The organism is Isoptericola sp. NPDC056605 (genome assembly GCF_042792795.1).
GTDB lineage: Bacteria > Actinomycetota > Actinomycetes > Actinomycetales > Cellulomonadaceae > Isoptericola.
In genome coordinates, this window is sequence record NZ_JBHTVT010000001.1 from 219,185 (window position 1) to 236,472 (window position 17,288).

The window sequence follows — 17,288 nt, forward strand, 5'->3', positions numbered from 1 at the left end:
CGCGCTCGGTAGGGCCGGGCGGGGCACGATGGGGCGATGACGTCCGACATCGTGGTCCGCCCGGCGAACGAGGCGTCGTGGGACGACCTGCAGACCGTGCTCGGCCCGCGCGGCGAGGGGGCACGCTGCCAGTGCCGGTGGTACCAGACGCCCGGCTCGCGGTGGCTGGAGACGACGCGCGAGGAGCGCGCCGAGGAGCTGCGCCGGGACACCCGCTGCGGGGAGCCCGGCGCCGCCACGACGAGCGGCCTCGTCGCCTGGCTGGACGGCGAGCCGGCCGGCTGGTGCGCCGTCGAGCCCCGCACCGCGTACGCCCGGCTGCGCACCGCGCGCGTGCCGTGGTCCGGCCGCGACGAGGACAAGGACGACGACGGCGTGTGGGCCGTGGTCTGCTTCGTCACCCGGGCCGGGTACCGCCGCCGCGGGATCAGCGCGGCGCTCACGACCGCTGCGGTGGAGCATGCGCGCTCCCGCGGGGCGCGCGCCGTGGAGGGCTATCCCATGGTGGTCGAGCCGGGTCGCGCGGACGACACGGGCACGCTGTTCGTGGGGGTGGCGTCGGTGTTCGAGGCCGCCGGGTTCCGCGAGGTCAGCCGCCCGACGCCGCGGCGCGCGGTGATGCGCGTCGACCTCTGAGCCCGGCACCGCTCAGCGTCGCTCGACGTGCTCCGCGAGGAACTCGCCCCACGTCTGCTTGCCGACCGCACGGTCGGGCGCGAGGTTGCCGCCCGCCGCGTACGCCCGCGACGCCGCGCCCGGCACGCGGACCGGCATCGTGGGGCGCCGCGACCCGACCGCGTCGAGGTAGTCCCGCACCATCCCGCGGAACGTGAGCACCTCCGGCCCGGCGACGTCGGGCACGCGGCCCTGCGGGTCGCCGAGCGCAAGCTCCACCAGGCGCTCCGCGACCTCGTCGGCCGCGATCGGCTGCGCCCGCCAGCCGGACGGCGTGGGCACCACCGGCAGCTTCGCGAGCGCCCGGGCCGCGATGAGCACCAGCTCGTGGAACTGGGTGGCGCGCAGGTTGGACCACGGGATCCCGGACTCCTCCAGCACCCGCTCCTGGGCCAGCTTGCTCACCATGTAGCCGAGCGCGCGGCGGTCGAAGCCGGACCTCACCGGCACCTTCTCGGCGCCCACCACCGACACGTTGACCAGGTGGGGTTCCGTCCCGGCGTCCCGGACCGCCCGGACCAGGGCCCGCGCCATCGGCTCGTTGTGGAGCTGGTCGCCGGCGAGGTGCACGACCACCTCGGCGTCGCCCACCGCCTGCGCCAGCCCCGCTCCCGTCGTCCAGTCCGCGACGACGTACCGCACGCCGTCGCCCTCCGGGTGCGGGCCGCGGCTGACCACCCGAACGTCCGCGCCCGTCCGCACCAGCCGCGGCACCACCAGCCTGCCGAGGTGCCCCGTGCCACCGGTGACCAGGATGCGTGCCATGCCGTCCTCCTCCGTCGCCGCGCCCCGACGGCGCGTCCTGCACCCCCGACGAGACGACGGACGAGGACGTGACCGCCGCCCCCGACGGCGCTGCTATGTTCCGCGGGTGATCGACGACCTGACCGCCGACCGTCTCGAGGACTGCGCGCGGCTCTTCGTCCGCACGTTCTCCGCACCCCCGTGGCACGAGGAGTGGACGGAGGCGGACGCCGCGCAACGACTCGGCGACCTGCTGGCGACGCCGCGCTCCGCGGGCGTGTGCGCGGTCGCGGACGACGGGGCCGTCGTCGGCTTCGTCCTCGGGCACCGTGAACGGGTCGGCCCCGAGGACCACCTGCTGGTCAAGGAGATGTGCGTCGCGCCCGACCGTCAGCGCGAGGGCTGGGGGTCCCGGCTGCTGGCCGCCCTGGAGGACCGCCTGCCCGACGTCGAGCACTGGTACCTCCTGACGATGCGGGACGGCCCCGCGGCCGCGTTCTACGAGGCGCACGGGTTCCGTCCCGCGCAGCGCATCGGCGTCTACGTCCGGCCCTGAGGCGGCGGGCGGGGACGTGGCCGCGGCTCAGGCGGCCGGGTCCTGAAGGCGGGGCAGGGTGGCGACGAGGGTGTCGCGGATGTAGGTCAGCTCCGGCGTCGGCTCCCACTCGGCATCGGTCTCGGCGCCGCTCTCGGCGTCGGTCTCGGCGCCGGTCTCGGCGTCGGTCTCGGCACCGTCGCCGGCCTCCTCCCACCCGCCCGCGGCGTCGTCCTGCGGGGTGCTGTAGACCCACCACAGGTTGTTCCAGGGGTCGACGAAGCGGGAGAAGACCTCGCCGAAGAACGCGGTGGGCTCCGTCACGACGTCCGCGCCACCGGCTCGCGCCCGCTGGAGCACCGTGTCCACGTCCTCGACGTAGACCTGCAGCAGGGACGGGGTGAACGGCCAGCCGGGCTTGCGCTCGCCGAACATGACGGTGGTTCCGCCGATCTGGAGCTCGGCGTGCAGCAGCAGCCCGTCGTGGTCGACGGTCCGCGCGTCGGGGTGCTCGACCCCGTCGAACACGTCGACGAGGAAGAGGATGAGGTTCTCGACGTCGCGGCTGATGATGAACGGGTTGATCGTCGAGAATCCTGGGGGGACGGCCATGGTGGCTCCTTTCGTCCCCGCCATCACACCGCGCCGGCCGGGGCCCGGTCTTGAACGAGAACGTCACCCGGCGGGCCGTCGGCGGGCGGCGGCCGCGAGCACCGCCGCCGGGGTCCGCCCGCGGATGAGGCGCAGGCTGCGGGTCAGGTGCGCCTGGTCGGCGAACCCGGCCCGCGCCGCCGCCTCCGCCGGCGCGACGCCGCCCTGCAGGAGGGCGTAGGCCCGCTCGGCCCGTCTGACCTGCTCCACCTGCCCCGCCGTCAGCCCGACGGTGCGCCGGTAGCGGCGCTGCCAGGTGCGCGGCGACGCGCCGTCCCGCTGCCCGTCGAGCGCCGCGCGCACGCCGTCGTCCACGCCCAGCGGGCCGAGCCGCACCATCTCCTCCACCCAGTCCTCGAGCTCGTCGAAGGCCGGCAGCGTCGTCCACCGCTCCCCGAGCCGGACCTGCCCGGAGCGCACCGGCAGGTCGACGGTGGCCCCCAGCACCGGCTGCTTGTCGACGCCCGTGACCACCACGAACGGCGCCAGCTCCACGCCCCAGTAGCTCTCCCCCACGACGCTCGTCGTGCTGCGGGCGCTCAGGCTCGGCCCGTCGAGCTCGCCACCGAGGCTCCCGTCGGCGCGGCGGATGAAGGAGATGCCCCAGTACTCCGAGCCCGCGACGAGGTACTCCCCCTGCTCCTCCACGGTCGCGCGCCACACCGTGCGCACCGCAGGGGTCGAACCCGGCCGTTCGAGCCACATGACGTCACGGTATCGCCGGTCCCCCGCCCGGGGCCGCGGGGTCGAGCGGGAAGCGACGCCGCAGCAGGATCCGCTGGACCAGGGTCCACGCCACCGTCACCAGGAGGTACAGCCCCGCGGCGAGCGGGACGACGCAGGCGACGGCGGCGGTGACGAACTGGAGCGCGCCGAGCGCGCGCTGCATCCCCGGCGCCCCCACCGACGCCGGGGTCGCCGAGGGCACGGCGAGCGGGCCGCCGGGCAGCGCGGCGCGCCGCGTCAGCTCGCCCACGAGCGCGACGGCGAGCACGAGCGCGCCGAGGACGACGACCGCGGCGACGCCCGGCGCCCCACCCGAGAGCACTCCGACGAGGCTGCTGCCGAGCGGCACCCCGAACAGGGTGTGGCCCAGCAGGGCGTTGGCCCCGCCGGCGATCTCCGCGTGGACGAACACCGCGTAGATCACCCCGACCACCGGGGCCTGCAGCAGCAGCGGCAGGCAACCGGCCAGGGGCGTGGTGCCCTCGTCGGCGTAGAGCTGCATCGTGGCGCGCTGGAGCGCCTCGGGGTCCTTGCGGTGCCGGCGTCGGAGCTCGGCGACGCGGGGCGCCAGGCGCACCCGCATGCGCTCGGCACGCGCCTGCGAGACCCCGACGGGGACGAGGGCCGCCCGCACGACGAGCGTCACGGCGACGACGGCGGCCGCCGCGGCTCCGGCGCCGAAGGCGGGTTCGAGCAGGTGGGACAGGCCCATCAGGGCGTGGTACGCGCCACCGAGCACGGCGGCGACAGGGGGCAGGGCGAAGAGATCCATGGGGGTGCGTCCTCGGTCGAACGGAAGGGGTTCGCGTTCGCCGAGCACCCCGCGGGCGTGCGGGGTCGCCGCGCGTGGCGCGCGACGTCGAGCCGCCCCGGCGGGGACGGTCAGGGGATGGTTCGGGGGGAGCTCAGCCGGCGAGGACGCCGGGAGCCCGGGGCCGGGGGCGGCCGGGGGCGTGGGGATCGCTCTGGGTGACCAGCGGCGGCAGCTCGCCGTCGCGCCGCACCACCGGCGCGGTCACGGGCAGCAGACGCGGTCCGACCGCCGTCGTGCGAGCCACGAAGCTCAGCGCCATCGCGGCCAGGCCGGCGGCACCGACCAGGAGGAGCAGGGTCGTCAGCGTCGGCGTGCCGAGCAGGACCGCGAGCGACGACGACACGTCGCGCGCCAGCACGAGCAGGGCGTCACCCACGTCGTCTCCCCTCGTGGTCCTGGTCCTGAGGCCGTCCCGTCACGATAGCGCGCGCCCTCAGGTCTCGTCGGCGAGGCGGCCGAACGTCGCGAGCGGCCCCGCGAGCACGCCGCCGTCCACGGGCAGGGTGACGCCCGTGACCCACGCGGCGTCGTCCGACGCGAGGAACGCGACGGCGGCGGCCACGTCCTCCGGCTCGCCCACGCGGCCGAGCGGGTACATCGGCGCGAGGCGGTCGGGGCCGCCCTGGTCGTCCCAGACGCGGGTGCGGACGGTGGCGGGCGCGACGACGTTCACGCGCACCCCGTCGGGCCCGAGCCGCACGGCGAGGTTCTTCGCCAGCACCCCCAGCCCCGCCTTCGCGGCCGAGTAGGCGTCGCCGCCGAACGCCGCGAGGCCGTTGACCGACCCGACCAGCACGACGGCGCCGCCCGGCCGGGTCAGGTGCGGCGCGGCGGCGCGCACGACGCGTGCCGGCCCGGCGAGATTGAGGTCGACCGTGGCCGCCCAGTCGGCGTCGGTGCCGCCGTCGAGCTGGTCCGGGTGCGGCAGCGCCCCGCCCGCCACGTTGACCAGCGCGTCGAGGCGGCCCCACCGCGCGACGGCGGCGGCCACGGCCGCGTCGACGGACGCCGGGTCCGTGAGGTCGCAGGGCACGACGAGCATGCGCTCGCGCGCGTCGGGCCCGAGGGCCACCGCCGTCTCCTCGGCCGCGGCCGTGTCGACGTCGGCCAGCACCACCGCCGCCCCCTCGGCGGACAGCCGGCGGACGACGGCGGCGCCGATGCCGTGCGCGGCCCCCGTCACGAGCGCGACGCGCCCCGCGAAGCGGTCCATCCTCGTCCCTCCCGCCGTCCCGGCTCAGGCGCCGACGTAGTCCGCGAGGTGCTCGCCGGTCACGGTGGAGCGGGCGGCCACGAGGTCGGCGGGCGTGCCCTCGAAGACGACCGTGCCGCCGTCGTGCCCGGCGCCGGGTCCGAGGTCGATGATCCGGTCGGCGTGCGCCATGACGGCCTGGTGGTGCTCGATGACGATCACGGTCTTGCCCGCGTCGACCAGCCGGTCGAGGAGGCCGAGCAGGTTGGCGACGTCGGCCAGGTGCAGGCCGGTGGTGGGCTCGTCGAGGATGTACGTGCCGCCCTTCTCGCCCATGTGCATGGCGAGCTTGAGCCGCTGCCGCTCGCCGCCGGACAGCGTGTTGAGGGGCTGGCCGAGCTTCACGTACCCGAGCCCGACGTCCTCCAGGTGGGCCAGGATCTTGTGCGCGGCGGGGATCTTCGCCTCGCCCTCGCGGAAGAAGGCGTGCGCCTGCGCGACGGACAGGTCGAGCACGTCGGCGATGTTCTTGCCGCCGAGCGTGTACTCCAGCACCGACGCCATGAACCGCTTGCCGCCGCAGTCCTCGCAGGGCGTCTCGACGGTCTCCATGAAGCCGAGCTCGGTGTAGATGCGGCCGTTGCCCTTGCAGGTGGGGCACGCGCCCTCGGAGTTCGCGCTGAACAGGGCCGGCTTCACGCCGTTCGCCTTGGCGAACGCCTTGCGGATCGGCTCCAGCAGCCCGGTGTACGTGGCGGGGTTGGAGCGCCGCGAACCCTTGATCGCGCCCTGGTCGACGACGACCACGCCCTCGCGACCGGCGAGGTTGCCGTGGATCAGCGAGCTCTTGCCGGAGCCCGCGACGCCCGTGACCACCGTCAGGACGCCGGTCGGGACGTCGACGTCGACGTCGCGCAGGTTGTTCTGCGACGCGCCGCGGATCTCCAGCGCGCCCGACGGCTCCCGGACCGACTCCTTGACGCTGACCCGGTCGTCCAGGTGCCGGCCCGTGAGGGTGCCGCTCGCACGCAGGCCTTCGAGCGTGCCCTCGAAGCAGATGGTGCCGCCGTCCGTGCCGGCGCCCGGGCCGAGGTCGATCACGTGGTCGGCGATCGCGATCGCCTCCGGCTTGTGCTCGACGACGAGCACCGTGTTGCCCTTGTCGCGCAGCTCCAGGAGCAGGCCGTTCATCCGCTCGATGTCGTGCGGGTGCAGGCCGACGGTCGGCTCGTCGAAGACGTAGGTGACGTCCGTGAGCGCGGATCCGAGGTGCCGGATCATCTTGGTGCGCTGCGCCTCGCCGCCGGACAGGGTGCCCGCGGGCCGCTCCAGCGACAGGTAGCCCAGCCCGATCTCGACGAACTTGTCGAACAGGTGCAGCAGGGCGCCGACCAGGGGCGCGACGCCCGGGTCGTCGATCCCCCGCGCCCACTCGGCCGCGTCGGTGATCTGCATGCGGCACACGTCGGCGATGCCGGCGCCGTTGACCTTCGCCGACCGGGCGGACTCGTTGAGGCGGGTGCCGTCGCAGGAGGGGCAGGGCACGAAGACCGCGGCCCGCTCGACGAATGCCCGGAGGTGCGGCTGCAGCGACTCGGGCGCCTTGCTGAACAGCGACTCGCGCAGCTTGGGGATGAGGCCCTGGTAGGTCATGTTCATCCCGAGCGCCTTGACCTTGCCCTTCTCCCGGTAGAGGAAGTCGTGGCGCTCGGCCTCCGTGTAGTCGCGCACCGGCTTGTCGCCGTCGACGAAGCCCGACTCCGAGAAGCCCTTCACCATCCAGCCGTCGGCCTTGTAGCCGGGCACGAGGATCGCGCCGTCGCGCAGGGACAGCGACTCGTCGACGATGACGGACAGGTCCAGGTCGGAGACGGTGCCGCGGCCCTCGCACTCCGGGCACATGCCGCCCAGGTACACCTGGTTGCGCACGACCTTCTTCTCGACCTCGCCCCCGGCCTTGCCCGTGCTGAACACGCCGCTCGCCGTCGAGGTCGGGATGTTGAAGGAGAACGCCGTCGGCGGGCCCACGTACGGCTCGCCGACGCGGCTGAACAGGTTGCGCAGCATGGCGTTCGCGTCGGTGACCGTGCCGACCGTGGACCGCACGTTGGCGCCCATCCGCTCCTGGTCCACCAGGATCGCGGTGGTGATGCCCTCCAGGACGTCGACGTCCGGGCGCGGCAGCGACGGCATGAAGCCCTGCACGAACGTCGAGTAGGTCTCGTCGATGAGCCGCCGCGACTCGGCGGCGATGGTCGCGAACACCAGCGAGCTCTTGCCCGAACCCGACACCCCCGTGAACACGGAGAGGCGGCGCTTGGGGATCTCGACGTCCACGGCGCGCAGGTTGTTCTCGCGGGCGCCCTGCACGCGGATGACGTCGTGCGCGTCGGCGGCGTACGAGGACGTCGTGGCGGGGGACTCTGCGCGGGACTCGGTGGCGGTCACCGGGGGCTCCTTCGGTCGTGGCGGCTCGGGTGCGCCGTGGATGTGCTCGTGCTGTCCTCGGGTGGGGTCACACGCGGGTGAGCGGCAGGTGCGGCGGGGCGGGCAGCTCGACGCCGATCGCGTCCCCGGGGCGGACCGTGCCGCCGCGCGACACGATCCCCATCACCCCGGCGAGCCGCTCGACCCCGCCGTCGGCCCCGCGGCGCAGCACCTGCTTGAGCAGGCCGGGCTGGAAGTCGTCGATCTGCCGGCAGGGGTTGCGCAGCCCGGTGACGGTCACGACGGCTGCCCCGATCGTCAGCCGGGTGCCCACGGGCAGCGCCAGCAGGTCGATCCCGCGGGTGGTGACGTTCTCCCCCAGGTCCCCGGGGGCCACGGCGTGGCCGGCGGCGGCGAGCCGGTCGAAGAGCTCGCCGTGGATGAGGTGCACCTGACGCAGGTTCGGCTGCGACGGGTCGGCGGCGACCCGGCTGCGGTGCTGCACGGTGACCCCGGCGTGGGCGTCGCCCTCCACCCCGACGCCCTCGACCAGCACGACCCGGTCGACGGTCGGCTTGCTGAAGCCGTGGTCGCGGCTCGCGTGCACGGCGTCGACCCGACCCACCGCGGGGCGGGTCGACGTCGTGGCGGCGGTCGCGGGGTCCGTGACGGTCACCGGGAGATCTCCTTCGGTCGGTGGGTCGTGCGGCGCGGCTCAGGCGTGCAGCTCGGCAAGAGCCTTGTCGATGCGGCGGGCGCGTGTCGAGGCCTGCTTGGCCCCGTCGACGTCGAGCACGAGGCGGCGCCGGCGGCCCGGCGGAAGGGCATCGTACGCCGTACGGGCAACAGGGTCGGCGTCGAGCGCCCGGGCGAGGTCGTCGGGCTCGACGACGACGCGCGGCGCGGTGTCGAGCGCCAGCTCGACCTCCACGTCGGCGCCGACCTCGAGGCCCGCGGCCTCCCGGTTCGCCCGGCTCAGGCCGAGCAGGTGCCGGCCCCGCATGATCGCGACCCGGCTGCGCCACGTGTGACCGTTCACCGTGATCGTCACCGGTGGCCGGGCGCCGCCGCCGAGGGCCTCGACGACCTCCGGCGGCACCTCCAGACCCTGCATCTTCTGGGCGGGCTCGACGACGGCACGGAACCTCATGGCCACTCCTTCGCTGCCGTCGGCCCGGGTGGTGGTCGTCCGGGTGAGGCGGGGGATCCCGGGGACGCACACGTCAGGCGCCGGCCGGGACGAGGCGGACGACCGGGTACTGCCGGTCGCTCTTGCTCTGGTGCTTGTCGATGGTCGGCGCGGCCGCCGCGATCGCCGGCCACGCCCGGGCGCGCTCGGCGTCGTCGAGCACGTGCGCGGTCACCGGGGTGGTCCCGGTGCCGTGCAGCTCGACGGCGACCTGCTCCGGGTGCGCGACGAGGTTCGCGAACCAGCCGGGGTGCCGGCTGCCTCCGCCCGACGCGACGACCAGCCGGCCGCCCGCGCCGTCGTCGAACCAGGCCAGCGGGTTCTCGCGGGCCTCGCCGGTGCGGCGGCCGACGGTGTGCAGGACCAGCAGCTCCATGCCCATCATCTGCCCGCCCTTGCGGCGGATCTTCTTGGCGGTGCTGGCGTTGGCCTGCCGCTGGATCCACAGGGACAGCGGTCCAGGGGTGCCCTTCGGGCGCTTCGTCGCCTGCTGCTGGGTCACGGCGCTCACCCGACCTGGTCGATGCGGACCATGTTGCCCGCGGGGTCGCGGAACGCGCAGTCGCGCACGCCCCACGGCTGCTCGGTGGGCTCGGAGACCACCTCGGCGTCGGCGGCCTGGAGCTTGGCGAAGACGCCGTCGAGGTCCTTGGTGCCGAGGATGATCGACTGGTAGCTGCCCTTGGCCATGAGCTCGCGGATGGTGCGCTGCTCGTCCTCGGTGATGCCGGGGTCGGCGGCGGGCGGGTTGAGGACGAGGCGGGTCTCGGGCTGGGCCGGCGAGACGAACGTCAGCCAGCGCATCTCGCCCTGCCCGACGTCCTGGACCAGCTCGAAGCCGAGCAGGTCGCGGTAGAAGCCCAGGGAGGCCTCCGGGTCGGTGTGCGGAAGGAAGGTCGTGTGGATGGTGATGTCGATGTCGCTCATGGAATTCACGCTAGGTGGAGGTCCACGGCCGGCGCTTCTCGATTCCTGACCGGTCGGGTCGCCTGCTTCGTGACGCACGACGGCAGCTCCCCCGCCGCCGACGACCGGGCCCGCCGCGCGTACTCGCTGGGGGCCATCCCCACCAGCTCCGTGAACCGCGTGCTGAACGTGCCGAGCGACGACGACCCCACCTCGAAGCACACCTCGGTGACGCTCAGGTCGCCCCGGCGCAGCAGCGTCATCGCCCGCTCGATGCGCCGCGTCATGAGGTAGCTGTAGGGCGACTCCCCGAACGCGGCCTTGAACTGCCGGCTCAGGTGCCCGGCCGACATGTGCACGCCCCGGGCCAGCGCCTCGACGTCCAGCGGCTGCGCGAACTCCCGGTCCATCCGGTCGCGCACACGACGCAGCAAAGCGAGGTCGCGCAGGCGGTCCGCGTCGCTGCTGGTCACGGTGCGATGCTTCCACGACCCACCCACGCCCGCCCGGCGTCCGCCGCGGGCGTCAGCCCGCCACCCGGGCGTGCACGTGCATGTCGTGCCAGCCGTCGAGGTGCCGCACGGACTGCCGCAGCACGCCCTCGGCCTCGAACCCCGCCTTCTCGGCCACACGGCACGACGGCGCGTTGTCCATCGAGTGCACCAGCTCGAGCCGGTGGAAGCCCGCCTCGAACGCCCACGCGGCGGCGACGTCGAGCGCGGCGGGCGCGACCCCGCGTCCGCGCGCCGCCGGGGCCGTCCAGTACGCGACGACGCCCACGCCGTGCGGGTCGAACGTCTTGATGACCATGCGGCCCAGGACGACGGCGTCGGCGGCGGCGTCCGCCACCGCCCAGCTCGACTCACGCCCGTCGGCCCAGCCGGCGCGCCAGCCGTCGAGCACCTCGCGCGCCTCGTCGTCCGACCCCAGGACGCGGACGTGCCACCGCTGGATCGCGTCGTCGGCGTACACGGCGCGCACCGCCGGGGCGTCCTCGGGCCGCCACGGCCGCAGCCGGGCGCCCACGGCGGGTACCTCCAGCGCCGGCTGCTCGGGGGCGGAGAACGGCGCGAACGTCACGGGCAGGAGGGTGGGCATGCGGCGATCCTGGCACCGTCGTCGACCGGTGCGCCAGCCCGTTCGCGCTGCTCAGCGACGCGAACCCAGGGCGCCCAGGCCGCGCACGACGACGTCCGCGACGGTGGCGGCGTACCGTCCGTCCGGGTCCAGCTCGGGGTCGAAGACCGTGACGGACGCGCCCACCGCCCACGGGGCGAGCGGCCGCAGCAGCTCGACGAGCTGGTCCGGGTCGAGCCCGCCGGGGTCCGGGCTGTCGACGGCGGGCATCCACGCCGGGTCGAGCACGTCCACGTCGAGCTGGAGCCAGAACCCGTCCCGCATCCCGTCGACCGCCAGCACCCGGTCCGCGACCGCCGCCCCGCCCGCGTCGACCACCTCCGCGGCCGGGACGACGCCGGCCAGCAGCCCGCGCGCCTCGGCGGCGTGCTCGTCGTCGCCCCGGCACCCCACGTGCACCGCACGGGCCGGGTCGACGTACGGCCCGAGCCCGTCGACGTCCGCGACCTCCGGCACGTGCAGCCCGACCGCGGCCGCGAGGTCCTCCCCCGCCAGGCTGCCCCAGGCGTCGCTGTTGCCCGGGTGCCGGAAGTCGGTGTGGCCGTCCACGTGGACCAGCCCGCCGCCCCGTGCCGGCCCGGCCGAGCGCAGCGCGAGGCCGGCGCCGACGAGCAGGCTGCAGTCGCCGCCGAGCACCAGCGGCGCCCGCCCGCCGTCGACCAGCTCCACGACCCGCCGCGCGAGACGCCGCGCGTGGTCGACGACCGCCGCCTGGTTGCGGATCGTGCCGGGCGGGCGGCGGCCGTCGTCGTCCACGTACGGGGCCGGCTCGACGACGCCCGCGTCGACGGCCCCCGCCGCCTCCAGGCGCCGGTGCAGGCCCGCCGCGCGCAGCGCCTCCGGCGCGCGCCAGGTGCCCGGCGCCCTGCCCGGGGCCGGCGGGCGCAGGCCGAGGTTCGTCGGGGCCGACAGCAGCGCGATCACGCGGCCAGCGTGGCACGTCACCCGTGCTCGTGCGCCGCGGCCGCGCCCCGCGGCCCGTACCCGTCGCCCACCACCGGACCGGAGGCGTCGTGCCCGCCGTCGTGCCCGCCGTCGCGACCCGACAGCGCCGCCGACGGCCCGGGACGGGCGTCGGACCCCGGCTCGACGACGAGGAGCTGGCCCATCATCCCCTCGTCCTCGTGCAGCAGCATGTGGCAGTGGTACATGTACGGCAGCACGTCGTCCGTGTAGTCCTCGAACCGCATCAGCAGCCGGTAGGTGCGGCGCGGCTCCAGGTAGACGGTGTCCTTCGGGCCCGCGAGCTCGGGCGGCGGCGCCTGGCCGTCGACCGTGAGGACGCGGAACTGCACGTCGTGCACGTGGAAGCTGTGCGGCATGGGGATGGTGTTGCGCACCTCCCACACCTCGGTGCTGCCGACGGTCGCGACCTCGTCGATGCGCCCGGCGTCCATGCGCTCGCCGTTGATGGTGCGCTCGTCGAGGTCGAACGTGCGGGTCACGGTCGCGTCCTCCTCGTGCAGCGCGTCCTCGGCGGCGTGCTCCGACGGCCCCCACGACGGCACCGGCGAGGGCGCGAGCTCGTCCGCGGCACGCAGCTCCAGCACGTCGAACGCGTCGTTGCCGCCCATCGCGAACGGCGCGGCGACGCTGCCCAGGTCCGTCTCGGCGGAGCGCAGCCGCGTCGTCTCGCCCGGCGACATCGCGACCACCACCTCCGCCCGCTCGCCCGGGGCGAGCCGCACCCGGTCGAGGCGCACCGGGGCGTCGAGGAGCCCTCCGTCCGTCGCGACGAGGACCATCCCCCGGTCCGCGAACCCGAGGGAGTACGTGCGGGCGGTCGACCCGTTGAGCAGCCGCAGCCGCACCCGATCGGTCGTGACCTGCTGGTACGCCCCCGCGACGCCGTTCGTCACGACCGTGCCGCCGAGCGTGCCCGGCTCGCCGCCGTCGTCCTCCAGCACGAGCCGCCCGGCGTCGTCGAGCACCTTGTCCTGCACGACGACGGGGACGTCGTCGACGCCGTACTCCTGCGGCAGGTCGGCGGCCCGCGACGCGTCGTCGTCGAGCAGGAACAGCCCGGCCAGGCCGCGGTACACGTGCTCCTCCGTCTCGCCGTGCGGGTGCGGGTGGTACCAGAGCGTCGCGGCGGGCTGGTCGATCCGCCAGGTGGGCCGCCACGTGGCGCCCGGCTCCACGGGCTGGTGCGGGCCGCCGTCCATCGCGGCGGGCAGGTGCATGCCGTGCCAGTGCACGGAGGTCGTGACGTCGAGGTCGTTGGTCACCTCGACGGCCACCTTCTCGCCCCGCTCCGCCCGGAGCGTGGGGCCGAGGTACGGCCCGTCGAAGCCCCAGGTCGGGGTCCGGGTGCCGGGCAGCAGCTCGGCCGTGCCCTCCTGCGCGGTGAGGCGGAACGTCCGCACGCCGTCCACCACGTCGGACTCCGCGAGCGGCGGGACCGGCAGCGCGCGGTCGAACGCCGGCTCGTCCACCGGCGTCACGGAGCCGGGGATCGCGCCGCACCCCGAGGCCACCAGGGGGACGACGGCGGCGAGCGCCGCCGCGCGCAGCACCGCGCGGCGCGTCGGTCGTCGTGCCGGCGTCGTCATCGGGCGCCGCCGCGGGCCTTCTGGACGCCGAGCGCGACGACGCCCGCGAGCGCGCCCCAGCCGGCGTCCATCGCGAGGGCGGGGAGCGCCGTCCAGGCCGGGGCGCCGTCGTCGCCGAACCCGACCGACACGCCGCCGAACACGGTCGAGACGAGCAGGGCGACGACGCCGAAGGCGAGGCCCGTCAGGGTCAGGGTCGCGACCGGCCGGGGCACGCGGCCGAACCCGACCACCCCGATCCACACGACGGCGGTGAGCGCGACGATGCCGAGCGCGCGCGGCGCGCCCGTGCCGCCGAGGCCCGTGAGCCCGGTGAGCGGCCAGAGCAGCGCCATCGACGCGAGCCCCGCGACGAGCGGCCAGGAGATGCCGGCGCGCGGCGGCGCCGTCGTCGAGGGCGGCGCCGAGGGCTGGGGGCGGGGCTGGGGAGCGGGCTGGGGAAGGTGCTGGTTCGAGGTCATGCCCCGACGATCCCCGTCGCCCGGGGGCGCCACATCGGCCCGGGAGCGTCTCCTGCTGTCGCCCGGGGGCGACACCGACCCTGACCGGACCCGGACCACCCCGCCGCCGAACAGTGGCGGCGCCTAGCCTGGCGGCATGACCTCGTCCGTGACGGCGCCGCCGAGTCCGTGGGTGACCGACGTCGTCCTGGCGCTGGCGTCGACGCTCGTCGTCGCGGTCGTCATCGCGGCCGACCCGTCGGGCCAGGGCGACGCCGGCGCGGCGGCCTACCTGTTCGCGGTGGGGTTCGGCGCGCTGGTGCTGCTGCGCCGCGTCGCCCCGCGCACGATGCTCGTGCTCACGTTCCTCGGCGTGTGCGCGTACTACGCCCTCGGCTTCGCGCCGATCGGCATGGTGCTGCCCGCGGTCACCGCGCTGTACGCGGCGGCGGAGCGCGGCCGGACCGGCTGGGCGGCCGGTACCGGCGTCGTGCTCGTCGCGGTCGCCACCTGGTTCCGCGTCACCGGCGACGACGTCGACCCGAGCGCCGCGCTCACGGCCTACGACCTGGTCACCAACGTCGCGCTCACCGCGGCGGCGGTCGCGCTCGGCGTCGCCGTCCGGCTGGCGCGCGAGGCCCGTGAACGCGCCGCGCTGGTCCGCGAGCTCACGGCGGAGCAGGAGGCGCACGCCGCGCAGGAGCGGCTGCAGGCGGAGCGGCTGCGCATCGCCCGCGACCTGCACGACACCGTCGGGCACCACCTGTCCGTGGTGGCGCTGCACGCCGGCGTCGCGGACGAGGCGGTCGGGCGGGACGACGTCGCCGCGCGCGACGCGCTCGCCCGCGTCCGGGAGGCGGCGTCAGGCACCCTCGACGAGCTGCGGGCCACGGTGAAGGTGCTGCGCGAGCCCGCGCCCGGCGCCGCGCCGCGCGGCGCCCTCGGCCTGGCGGGCCTCGACGGCCTCGTCGCACCGGTGCGGGCCGCGGGCGTCGACGTCGAGGTGGTCGACGCCGTCGCGCCCGGCGCCCTGGGCGACGCGATCGACGCCGCCGCGTACCGCATCGCCCAGGAGGCGCTGACCAACGTGCTGCGCCACGCGGACGCCCGGCACGTCCGGGTCGAGGCGGACGTCGACGACGGACGCCTCCGCCTGGCCGTGACCGACGACGGCCGCGGCACCGGTGCGTCCCCCGGTACCGGGGCAGGGCTGGCAGGGATGCGCGAGCGCGCGGGCCTGCTGGGCGGCCGGCTCACCGCGGGCGACGCGCCGGGCGGCGGGTTCGCCGTCGTCGCGGACCTCCCGGCGAGGCTGGACGCATGATCCGGGTGGTGCTCGTCGACGACCAGGAGCTGGTGCGCGCCGGGCTGCGCCCGCTGGCGGAGCTCGACGGCGACATCACGGTCGTCGGCGAGGCGGCCGACGGCCGTGCCGGCCTGTCGCGGGTGCGCGAGCTGCGGCCCGACGTCGTGCTGATGGACGTGCGGATGCCCGCCCTGGACGGCATCGGGGCGACGCGGGCGATCGTCGAGGACCCGGCGCTGCGGAACGTCCGCGTGCTCGTCCTCACCACGTTCGACGAGGACGAGCACGTGGTCGAGGCGATCCGCGCGGGCGCGGCCGGCTATCTCCTCAAGGACGTCTCCCCCGACGACCTGCGCGCCGCGATCCGCACCGTGGCCGCCGGCGACTCGCTGCTGTCCCCCGCCGTCACGGCCGCGGCGATGCGCGCCGTCGCCGCCGCGCCGCGCCGGCTCGACGACGCCGCCGTCGCCGGCCTCACCGAGCGCGAGCGCGAGGTGCTCGTGCGGGTGGGCCGCGGGCTGACCAACGACGAGATCGCCCGCGACCTGTACCTCAGCCCCGCCACCGCGCGCACGTACGTCAGCCGGCTGCTCACGCGGCTCGACGCCCGCGACCGCGCTGCGCTCGTCGTGCTGGCCTACGAGACGGGACTCGTGCGCCCGGGCGGCTAGGACGCCGAAGTCGTACAGTCATGTTCAAGAACTGCGGCGGCCTGCCGACCGAGGAGCTGACCATGGCCACGACCTACACGTTCGACGTCTTCTCCAGCCTGGACGGGTTCGGCGCCGCGCACGGCGACTGGACCGGCTACTGGGGCAAGCAGGGACCCGAGCTGCTCGAGCACCGGCTCCACCTGTTCGACACCGAGCAGCGGATGGTCCTCGGCGCCACCACGTACCGGGCGTTCGTGCAGATGCTCGCCGCGGGCACCGCCGACTCCGACGTGCGCGACCCGTGGGTCACCCGCATGGTCCGTACGCCCGCGACCGTGGTGTCGAGCACCCTGCGCGAACCCCTCGAGTGGCCGGGCGGCGCGACCGTCGCCGCCGGCGACGCGGTCGACGTCGTCGGCCGGCTCAAGCAGGAGTCCCCCGTGCCCCTGCGGTCGCACGGCAGCCTGTCGCTCAACCGGGCCCTGATGGCCGCGGGCCTGGTCGACGAGCTCCGGGTGACCCTGTTCCCGGTGATCACCGGGCAGACCGGCGTCGACCCGCTGTTCCGCGGGGCCGCGGACTTCGACCTCGAGCTCGTGGAGACGCGCACGCTCGACGGCCGCACCCAGGAGCTCGTGTACGTGCCCACCCGGCACGGCTGAGGACCGCTCAGACCAGGCCGAGCTCCCGCGCCCGCACGCCCGCCTGGAACCGCGAGCCCGCGCCGAGGGCCGCCATCAGCTCGGCGACGCGGCGGCGGTACGTGCGCACCCCCATCCCCATGGCACGGGCGGCGGTCTCGTCCTTGACGCCCTGACCGAGCAGGTCGAGCACCTGGGGCGCGATCGCGCGGATCTCGGCGATGCCGGCGTCGAAGACGGCGAGGTCGGTCGCCGACCGCCAGGCCGCGTCGAACAACGAGGTGACGCCCTGCACCGCCTCGGGCTGCGTGATCACGCTGTAGGAGCGGCGTCCGGCCTGGAGGTCGCCCGCCAGGATCACGAGCCGGCGGTCCAGCACGATCGTCTCGTTGATCTCGTCGGTGGTGATGCGCACCTGCGCGCCGTACCGGTCGCGCAGCAGCTTGAGGTGCCGGGTGGCGACGGGGTCGAGCAGGACGCCGGACCGGTAGACCTTGCGGACGGTCGCCGCGCCCCGCGGCGGACGTTCCGCCGCGAGCCCCTCCGCCCGGTGCGCCGCCTGCCAGGTGAACAGGTCGTTGGCGGCGCACGCCACGTCGGTCGCGGTGGCGAACAGGTGCGCGGTGCGGGCGAGGAGCTCCTCCTCGCCCCGGACGATCGTGACGGCCTCTCCGGTCTGCATGCCCTCGATCCTGCACCC

The 17,288-nt window shown here is 75.5% G+C and carries 22 protein-coding genes; 5 read left to right on the top strand and 17 right to left on the bottom strand.

Annotated elements, in window-relative coordinates; genetic code table 11:
- The first annotated feature begins 36 nt into the window (after positions 1–36).
- Entirely contained in the window at positions 37–636 is a 600-nt protein-coding gene (locus tag ACFQ8Y_RS00910) for a GNAT family N-acetyltransferase (protein WP_430564694.1), read from the top strand.
- A 12-nt stretch (positions 637–648) separates the two neighbouring features.
- Here the strand turns inward: ACFQ8Y_RS00910 and ACFQ8Y_RS00915 are convergent, their stop codons facing one another.
- Positions 649–1,440 (bottom strand): SDR family oxidoreductase, encoded by a 792-nt coding sequence (locus ACFQ8Y_RS00915; protein ID WP_430584300.1) that lies wholly within the window; start codon positions 1,438–1,440, stop codon positions 649–651.
- A gap of 106 nt (positions 1,441–1,546) precedes the next feature.
- Between ACFQ8Y_RS00915 and ACFQ8Y_RS00920 the strand changes: the two genes are divergently transcribed.
- Entirely contained in the window at positions 1,547–1,975 is a 429-nt protein-coding gene (locus tag ACFQ8Y_RS00920) for a GNAT family N-acetyltransferase (RefSeq protein WP_430584301.1), read from the top strand.
- Positions 1,976–2,002: 27 nt separating this feature from the next.
- Here ACFQ8Y_RS00920 and ACFQ8Y_RS00925 read toward each other — a convergent pair whose 3' ends face one another.
- The 15 genes from ACFQ8Y_RS00925 to ACFQ8Y_RS00995 form a co-directional block, all read right to left on the bottom strand.
- Positions 2,003–2,566: a VOC family protein gene (locus ACFQ8Y_RS00925; protein WP_430584302.1), complete on the bottom strand. Its 564-nt coding sequence runs from the start codon at positions 2,564–2,566 to the stop codon at positions 2,003–2,005.
- Between the two features lie 63 nt (positions 2,567–2,629).
- Positions 2,630–3,310 (bottom strand): helix-turn-helix domain-containing protein, encoded by a 681-nt coding sequence (locus ACFQ8Y_RS00930; RefSeq protein ID WP_430584303.1) that lies wholly within the window; start codon positions 3,308–3,310, stop codon positions 2,630–2,632.
- Positions 3,311–3,314: 4 nt separating this feature from the next.
- Complete coding sequence (locus tag ACFQ8Y_RS00935) at positions 3,315–4,103, bottom strand: YidC/Oxa1 family membrane protein insertase (RefSeq protein WP_430584304.1); 789 nt, start codon at positions 4,101–4,103, stop codon at positions 3,315–3,317.
- 133 nt (positions 4,104–4,236) lie between these two features.
- Positions 4,237–4,521, bottom strand: a complete 285-nt coding sequence (locus tag ACFQ8Y_RS00940; RefSeq protein ID WP_430584305.1) for a DUF6412 domain-containing protein — start codon at positions 4,519–4,521, stop codon at positions 4,237–4,239.
- A gap of 57 nt (positions 4,522–4,578) precedes the next feature.
- A complete protein-coding gene (locus tag ACFQ8Y_RS00945; RefSeq protein ID WP_430584306.1) occupies positions 4,579–5,358 on the bottom strand; it encodes an SDR family NAD(P)-dependent oxidoreductase in 780 nt (259 codons plus the stop codon).
- 24 nt (positions 5,359–5,382) lie between these two features.
- Entirely contained in the window at positions 5,383–7,785 is a 2,403-nt protein-coding gene (locus ACFQ8Y_RS00950; protein ID WP_430549170.1) for an ATP-binding cassette domain-containing protein, read from the bottom strand.
- Positions 7,786–7,852: 67 nt separating this feature from the next.
- Complete coding sequence (locus ACFQ8Y_RS00955; protein ID WP_430584307.1) at positions 7,853–8,440, bottom strand: MOSC domain-containing protein; 588 nt, start codon at positions 8,438–8,440, stop codon at positions 7,853–7,855.
- Between the two features lie 39 nt (positions 8,441–8,479).
- Positions 8,480–8,914 (bottom strand): YdeI/OmpD-associated family protein, encoded by a 435-nt coding sequence (locus ACFQ8Y_RS00960; protein ID WP_430549172.1) that lies wholly within the window; start codon positions 8,912–8,914, stop codon positions 8,480–8,482.
- A gap of 73 nt (positions 8,915–8,987) precedes the next feature.
- On the bottom strand, positions 8,988–9,464 hold the full coding sequence (locus tag ACFQ8Y_RS00965) for a nitroreductase family deazaflavin-dependent oxidoreductase (protein ID WP_430584308.1): 477 nt from the start codon (positions 9,462–9,464) through the stop codon (positions 8,988–8,990).
- Entirely contained in the window at positions 9,461–9,871 is a 411-nt protein-coding gene (locus ACFQ8Y_RS00970) for a VOC family protein (protein WP_429763216.1), read from the bottom strand. Before ACFQ8Y_RS00970 ends, ACFQ8Y_RS00965 begins: the two co-directional genes overlap by 4 nt.
- Before the next feature lie 14 nt (positions 9,872–9,885).
- Positions 9,886–10,332, bottom strand: a complete 447-nt coding sequence (locus ACFQ8Y_RS00975; protein WP_430549174.1) for a helix-turn-helix transcriptional regulator — start codon at positions 10,330–10,332, stop codon at positions 9,886–9,888.
- 52 nt (positions 10,333–10,384) lie between these two features.
- A complete protein-coding gene (locus ACFQ8Y_RS00980) occupies positions 10,385–10,957 on the bottom strand; it encodes a GNAT family N-acetyltransferase (RefSeq protein WP_430584309.1) in 573 nt (190 codons plus the stop codon).
- Positions 10,958–11,008: 51 nt separating this feature from the next.
- Entirely contained in the window at positions 11,009–11,920 is a 912-nt protein-coding gene (locus ACFQ8Y_RS00985) for an arginase family protein (RefSeq protein WP_430549176.1), read from the bottom strand.
- Positions 11,921–11,937: 17 nt separating this feature from the next.
- Complete coding sequence (locus ACFQ8Y_RS00990) at positions 11,938–13,548, bottom strand: multicopper oxidase family protein (protein ID WP_430584310.1); 1,611 nt, start codon at positions 13,546–13,548, stop codon at positions 11,938–11,940.
- Positions 13,545–14,009: a hypothetical protein gene (locus tag ACFQ8Y_RS00995; RefSeq protein WP_430584311.1), complete on the bottom strand. Its 465-nt coding sequence runs from the start codon at positions 14,007–14,009 to the stop codon at positions 13,545–13,547. The genes ACFQ8Y_RS00990 and ACFQ8Y_RS00995 overlap by 4 nt, the downstream gene beginning before the upstream one ends.
- Positions 14,010–14,145: 136 nt before the next feature.
- Between ACFQ8Y_RS00995 and ACFQ8Y_RS01000 the strand changes: the two genes are divergently transcribed.
- From ACFQ8Y_RS01000 to ACFQ8Y_RS01010, 3 genes are all read left to right on the top strand, one after another.
- Positions 14,146–15,312: a sensor histidine kinase gene (locus ACFQ8Y_RS01000; protein WP_430584312.1), complete on the top strand. Its 1,167-nt coding sequence runs from the start codon at positions 14,146–14,148 to the stop codon at positions 15,310–15,312.
- On the top strand, positions 15,309–15,965 hold the full coding sequence (locus ACFQ8Y_RS01005; RefSeq protein ID WP_430584313.1) for a response regulator: 657 nt from the start codon (positions 15,309–15,311) through the stop codon (positions 15,963–15,965). The genes ACFQ8Y_RS01000 and ACFQ8Y_RS01005 overlap by 4 nt, the downstream gene beginning before the upstream one ends.
- A gap of 62 nt (positions 15,966–16,027) precedes the next feature.
- Positions 16,028–16,609, top strand: a complete 582-nt coding sequence (locus tag ACFQ8Y_RS01010; RefSeq protein ID WP_430549181.1) for a dihydrofolate reductase family protein — start codon at positions 16,028–16,030, stop codon at positions 16,607–16,609.
- 7 nt (positions 16,610–16,616) lie between these two features.
- On the opposite strand, the gene ACFQ8Y_RS01015 is transcribed toward ACFQ8Y_RS01010, so the two are convergent.
- Positions 16,617–17,270 (bottom strand): DNA-binding response regulator, encoded by a 654-nt coding sequence (locus tag ACFQ8Y_RS01015; RefSeq protein WP_430564709.1) that lies wholly within the window; start codon positions 17,268–17,270, stop codon positions 16,617–16,619.
- Positions 17,271–17,288 lie beyond the last annotated feature (18 nt).

Excerpts from the sequence above, each read along its gene's own strand:
- ACFQ8Y_RS00910 (WP_430564694.1), top strand. The coding sequence starts at position 37 with ATGACGTCCGACATCGTGGTCCGCCCGGCGAACGAGGCGTCGTGGGAC.
- ACFQ8Y_RS00935 (WP_430584304.1), bottom strand. The coding sequence starts at position 4,103 with ATGGATCTCTTCGCCCTGCCCCCTGTCGCCGCCGTGCTCGGTGGCGCG.
- ACFQ8Y_RS00925 (WP_430584302.1), bottom strand. The coding sequence starts at position 2,566 with ATGGCCGTCCCCCCAGGATTCTCGACGATCAACCCGTTCATCATCAGC.
- ACFQ8Y_RS01010 (WP_430549181.1), top strand. The coding sequence starts at position 16,028 with ATGGCCACGACCTACACGTTCGACGTCTTCTCCAGCCTGGACGGGTTC.
- ACFQ8Y_RS01005 (WP_430584313.1), top strand. The coding sequence starts at position 15,309 with ATGATCCGGGTGGTGCTCGTCGACGACCAGGAGCTGGTGCGCGCCGGG.
- ACFQ8Y_RS00990 (WP_430584310.1), bottom strand. The coding sequence starts at position 13,548 with ATGACGACGCCGGCACGACGACCGACGCGCCGCGCGGTGCTGCGCGCG.
- ACFQ8Y_RS01015 (WP_430564709.1), bottom strand. The coding sequence starts at position 17,270 with ATGCAGACCGGAGAGGCCGTCACGATCGTCCGGGGCGAGGAGGAGCTC.
- ACFQ8Y_RS00945 (WP_430584306.1), bottom strand. The coding sequence starts at position 5,358 with ATGGACCGCTTCGCGGGGCGCGTCGCGCTCGTGACGGGGGCCGCGCAC.
- ACFQ8Y_RS01000 (WP_430584312.1), top strand. The coding sequence starts at position 14,146 with ATGACCTCGTCCGTGACGGCGCCGCCGAGTCCGTGGGTGACCGACGTC.
- ACFQ8Y_RS00930 (WP_430584303.1), bottom strand. The coding sequence starts at position 3,310 with ATGTGGCTCGAACGGCCGGGTTCGACCCCTGCGGTGCGCACGGTGTGG.
- ACFQ8Y_RS00995 (WP_430584311.1), bottom strand. The coding sequence starts at position 14,009 with ATGACCTCGAACCAGCACCTTCCCCAGCCCGCTCCCCAGCCCCGCCCC.
- ACFQ8Y_RS00960 (WP_430549172.1), bottom strand. The coding sequence starts at position 8,914 with ATGAGGTTCCGTGCCGTCGTCGAGCCCGCCCAGAAGATGCAGGGTCTG.
- ACFQ8Y_RS00915 (WP_430584300.1), bottom strand. The coding sequence starts at position 1,440 with ATGGCACGCATCCTGGTCACCGGTGGCACGGGGCACCTCGGCAGGCTG.
- ACFQ8Y_RS00980 (WP_430584309.1), bottom strand. The coding sequence starts at position 10,957 with ATGCCCACCCTCCTGCCCGTGACGTTCGCGCCGTTCTCCGCCCCCGAG.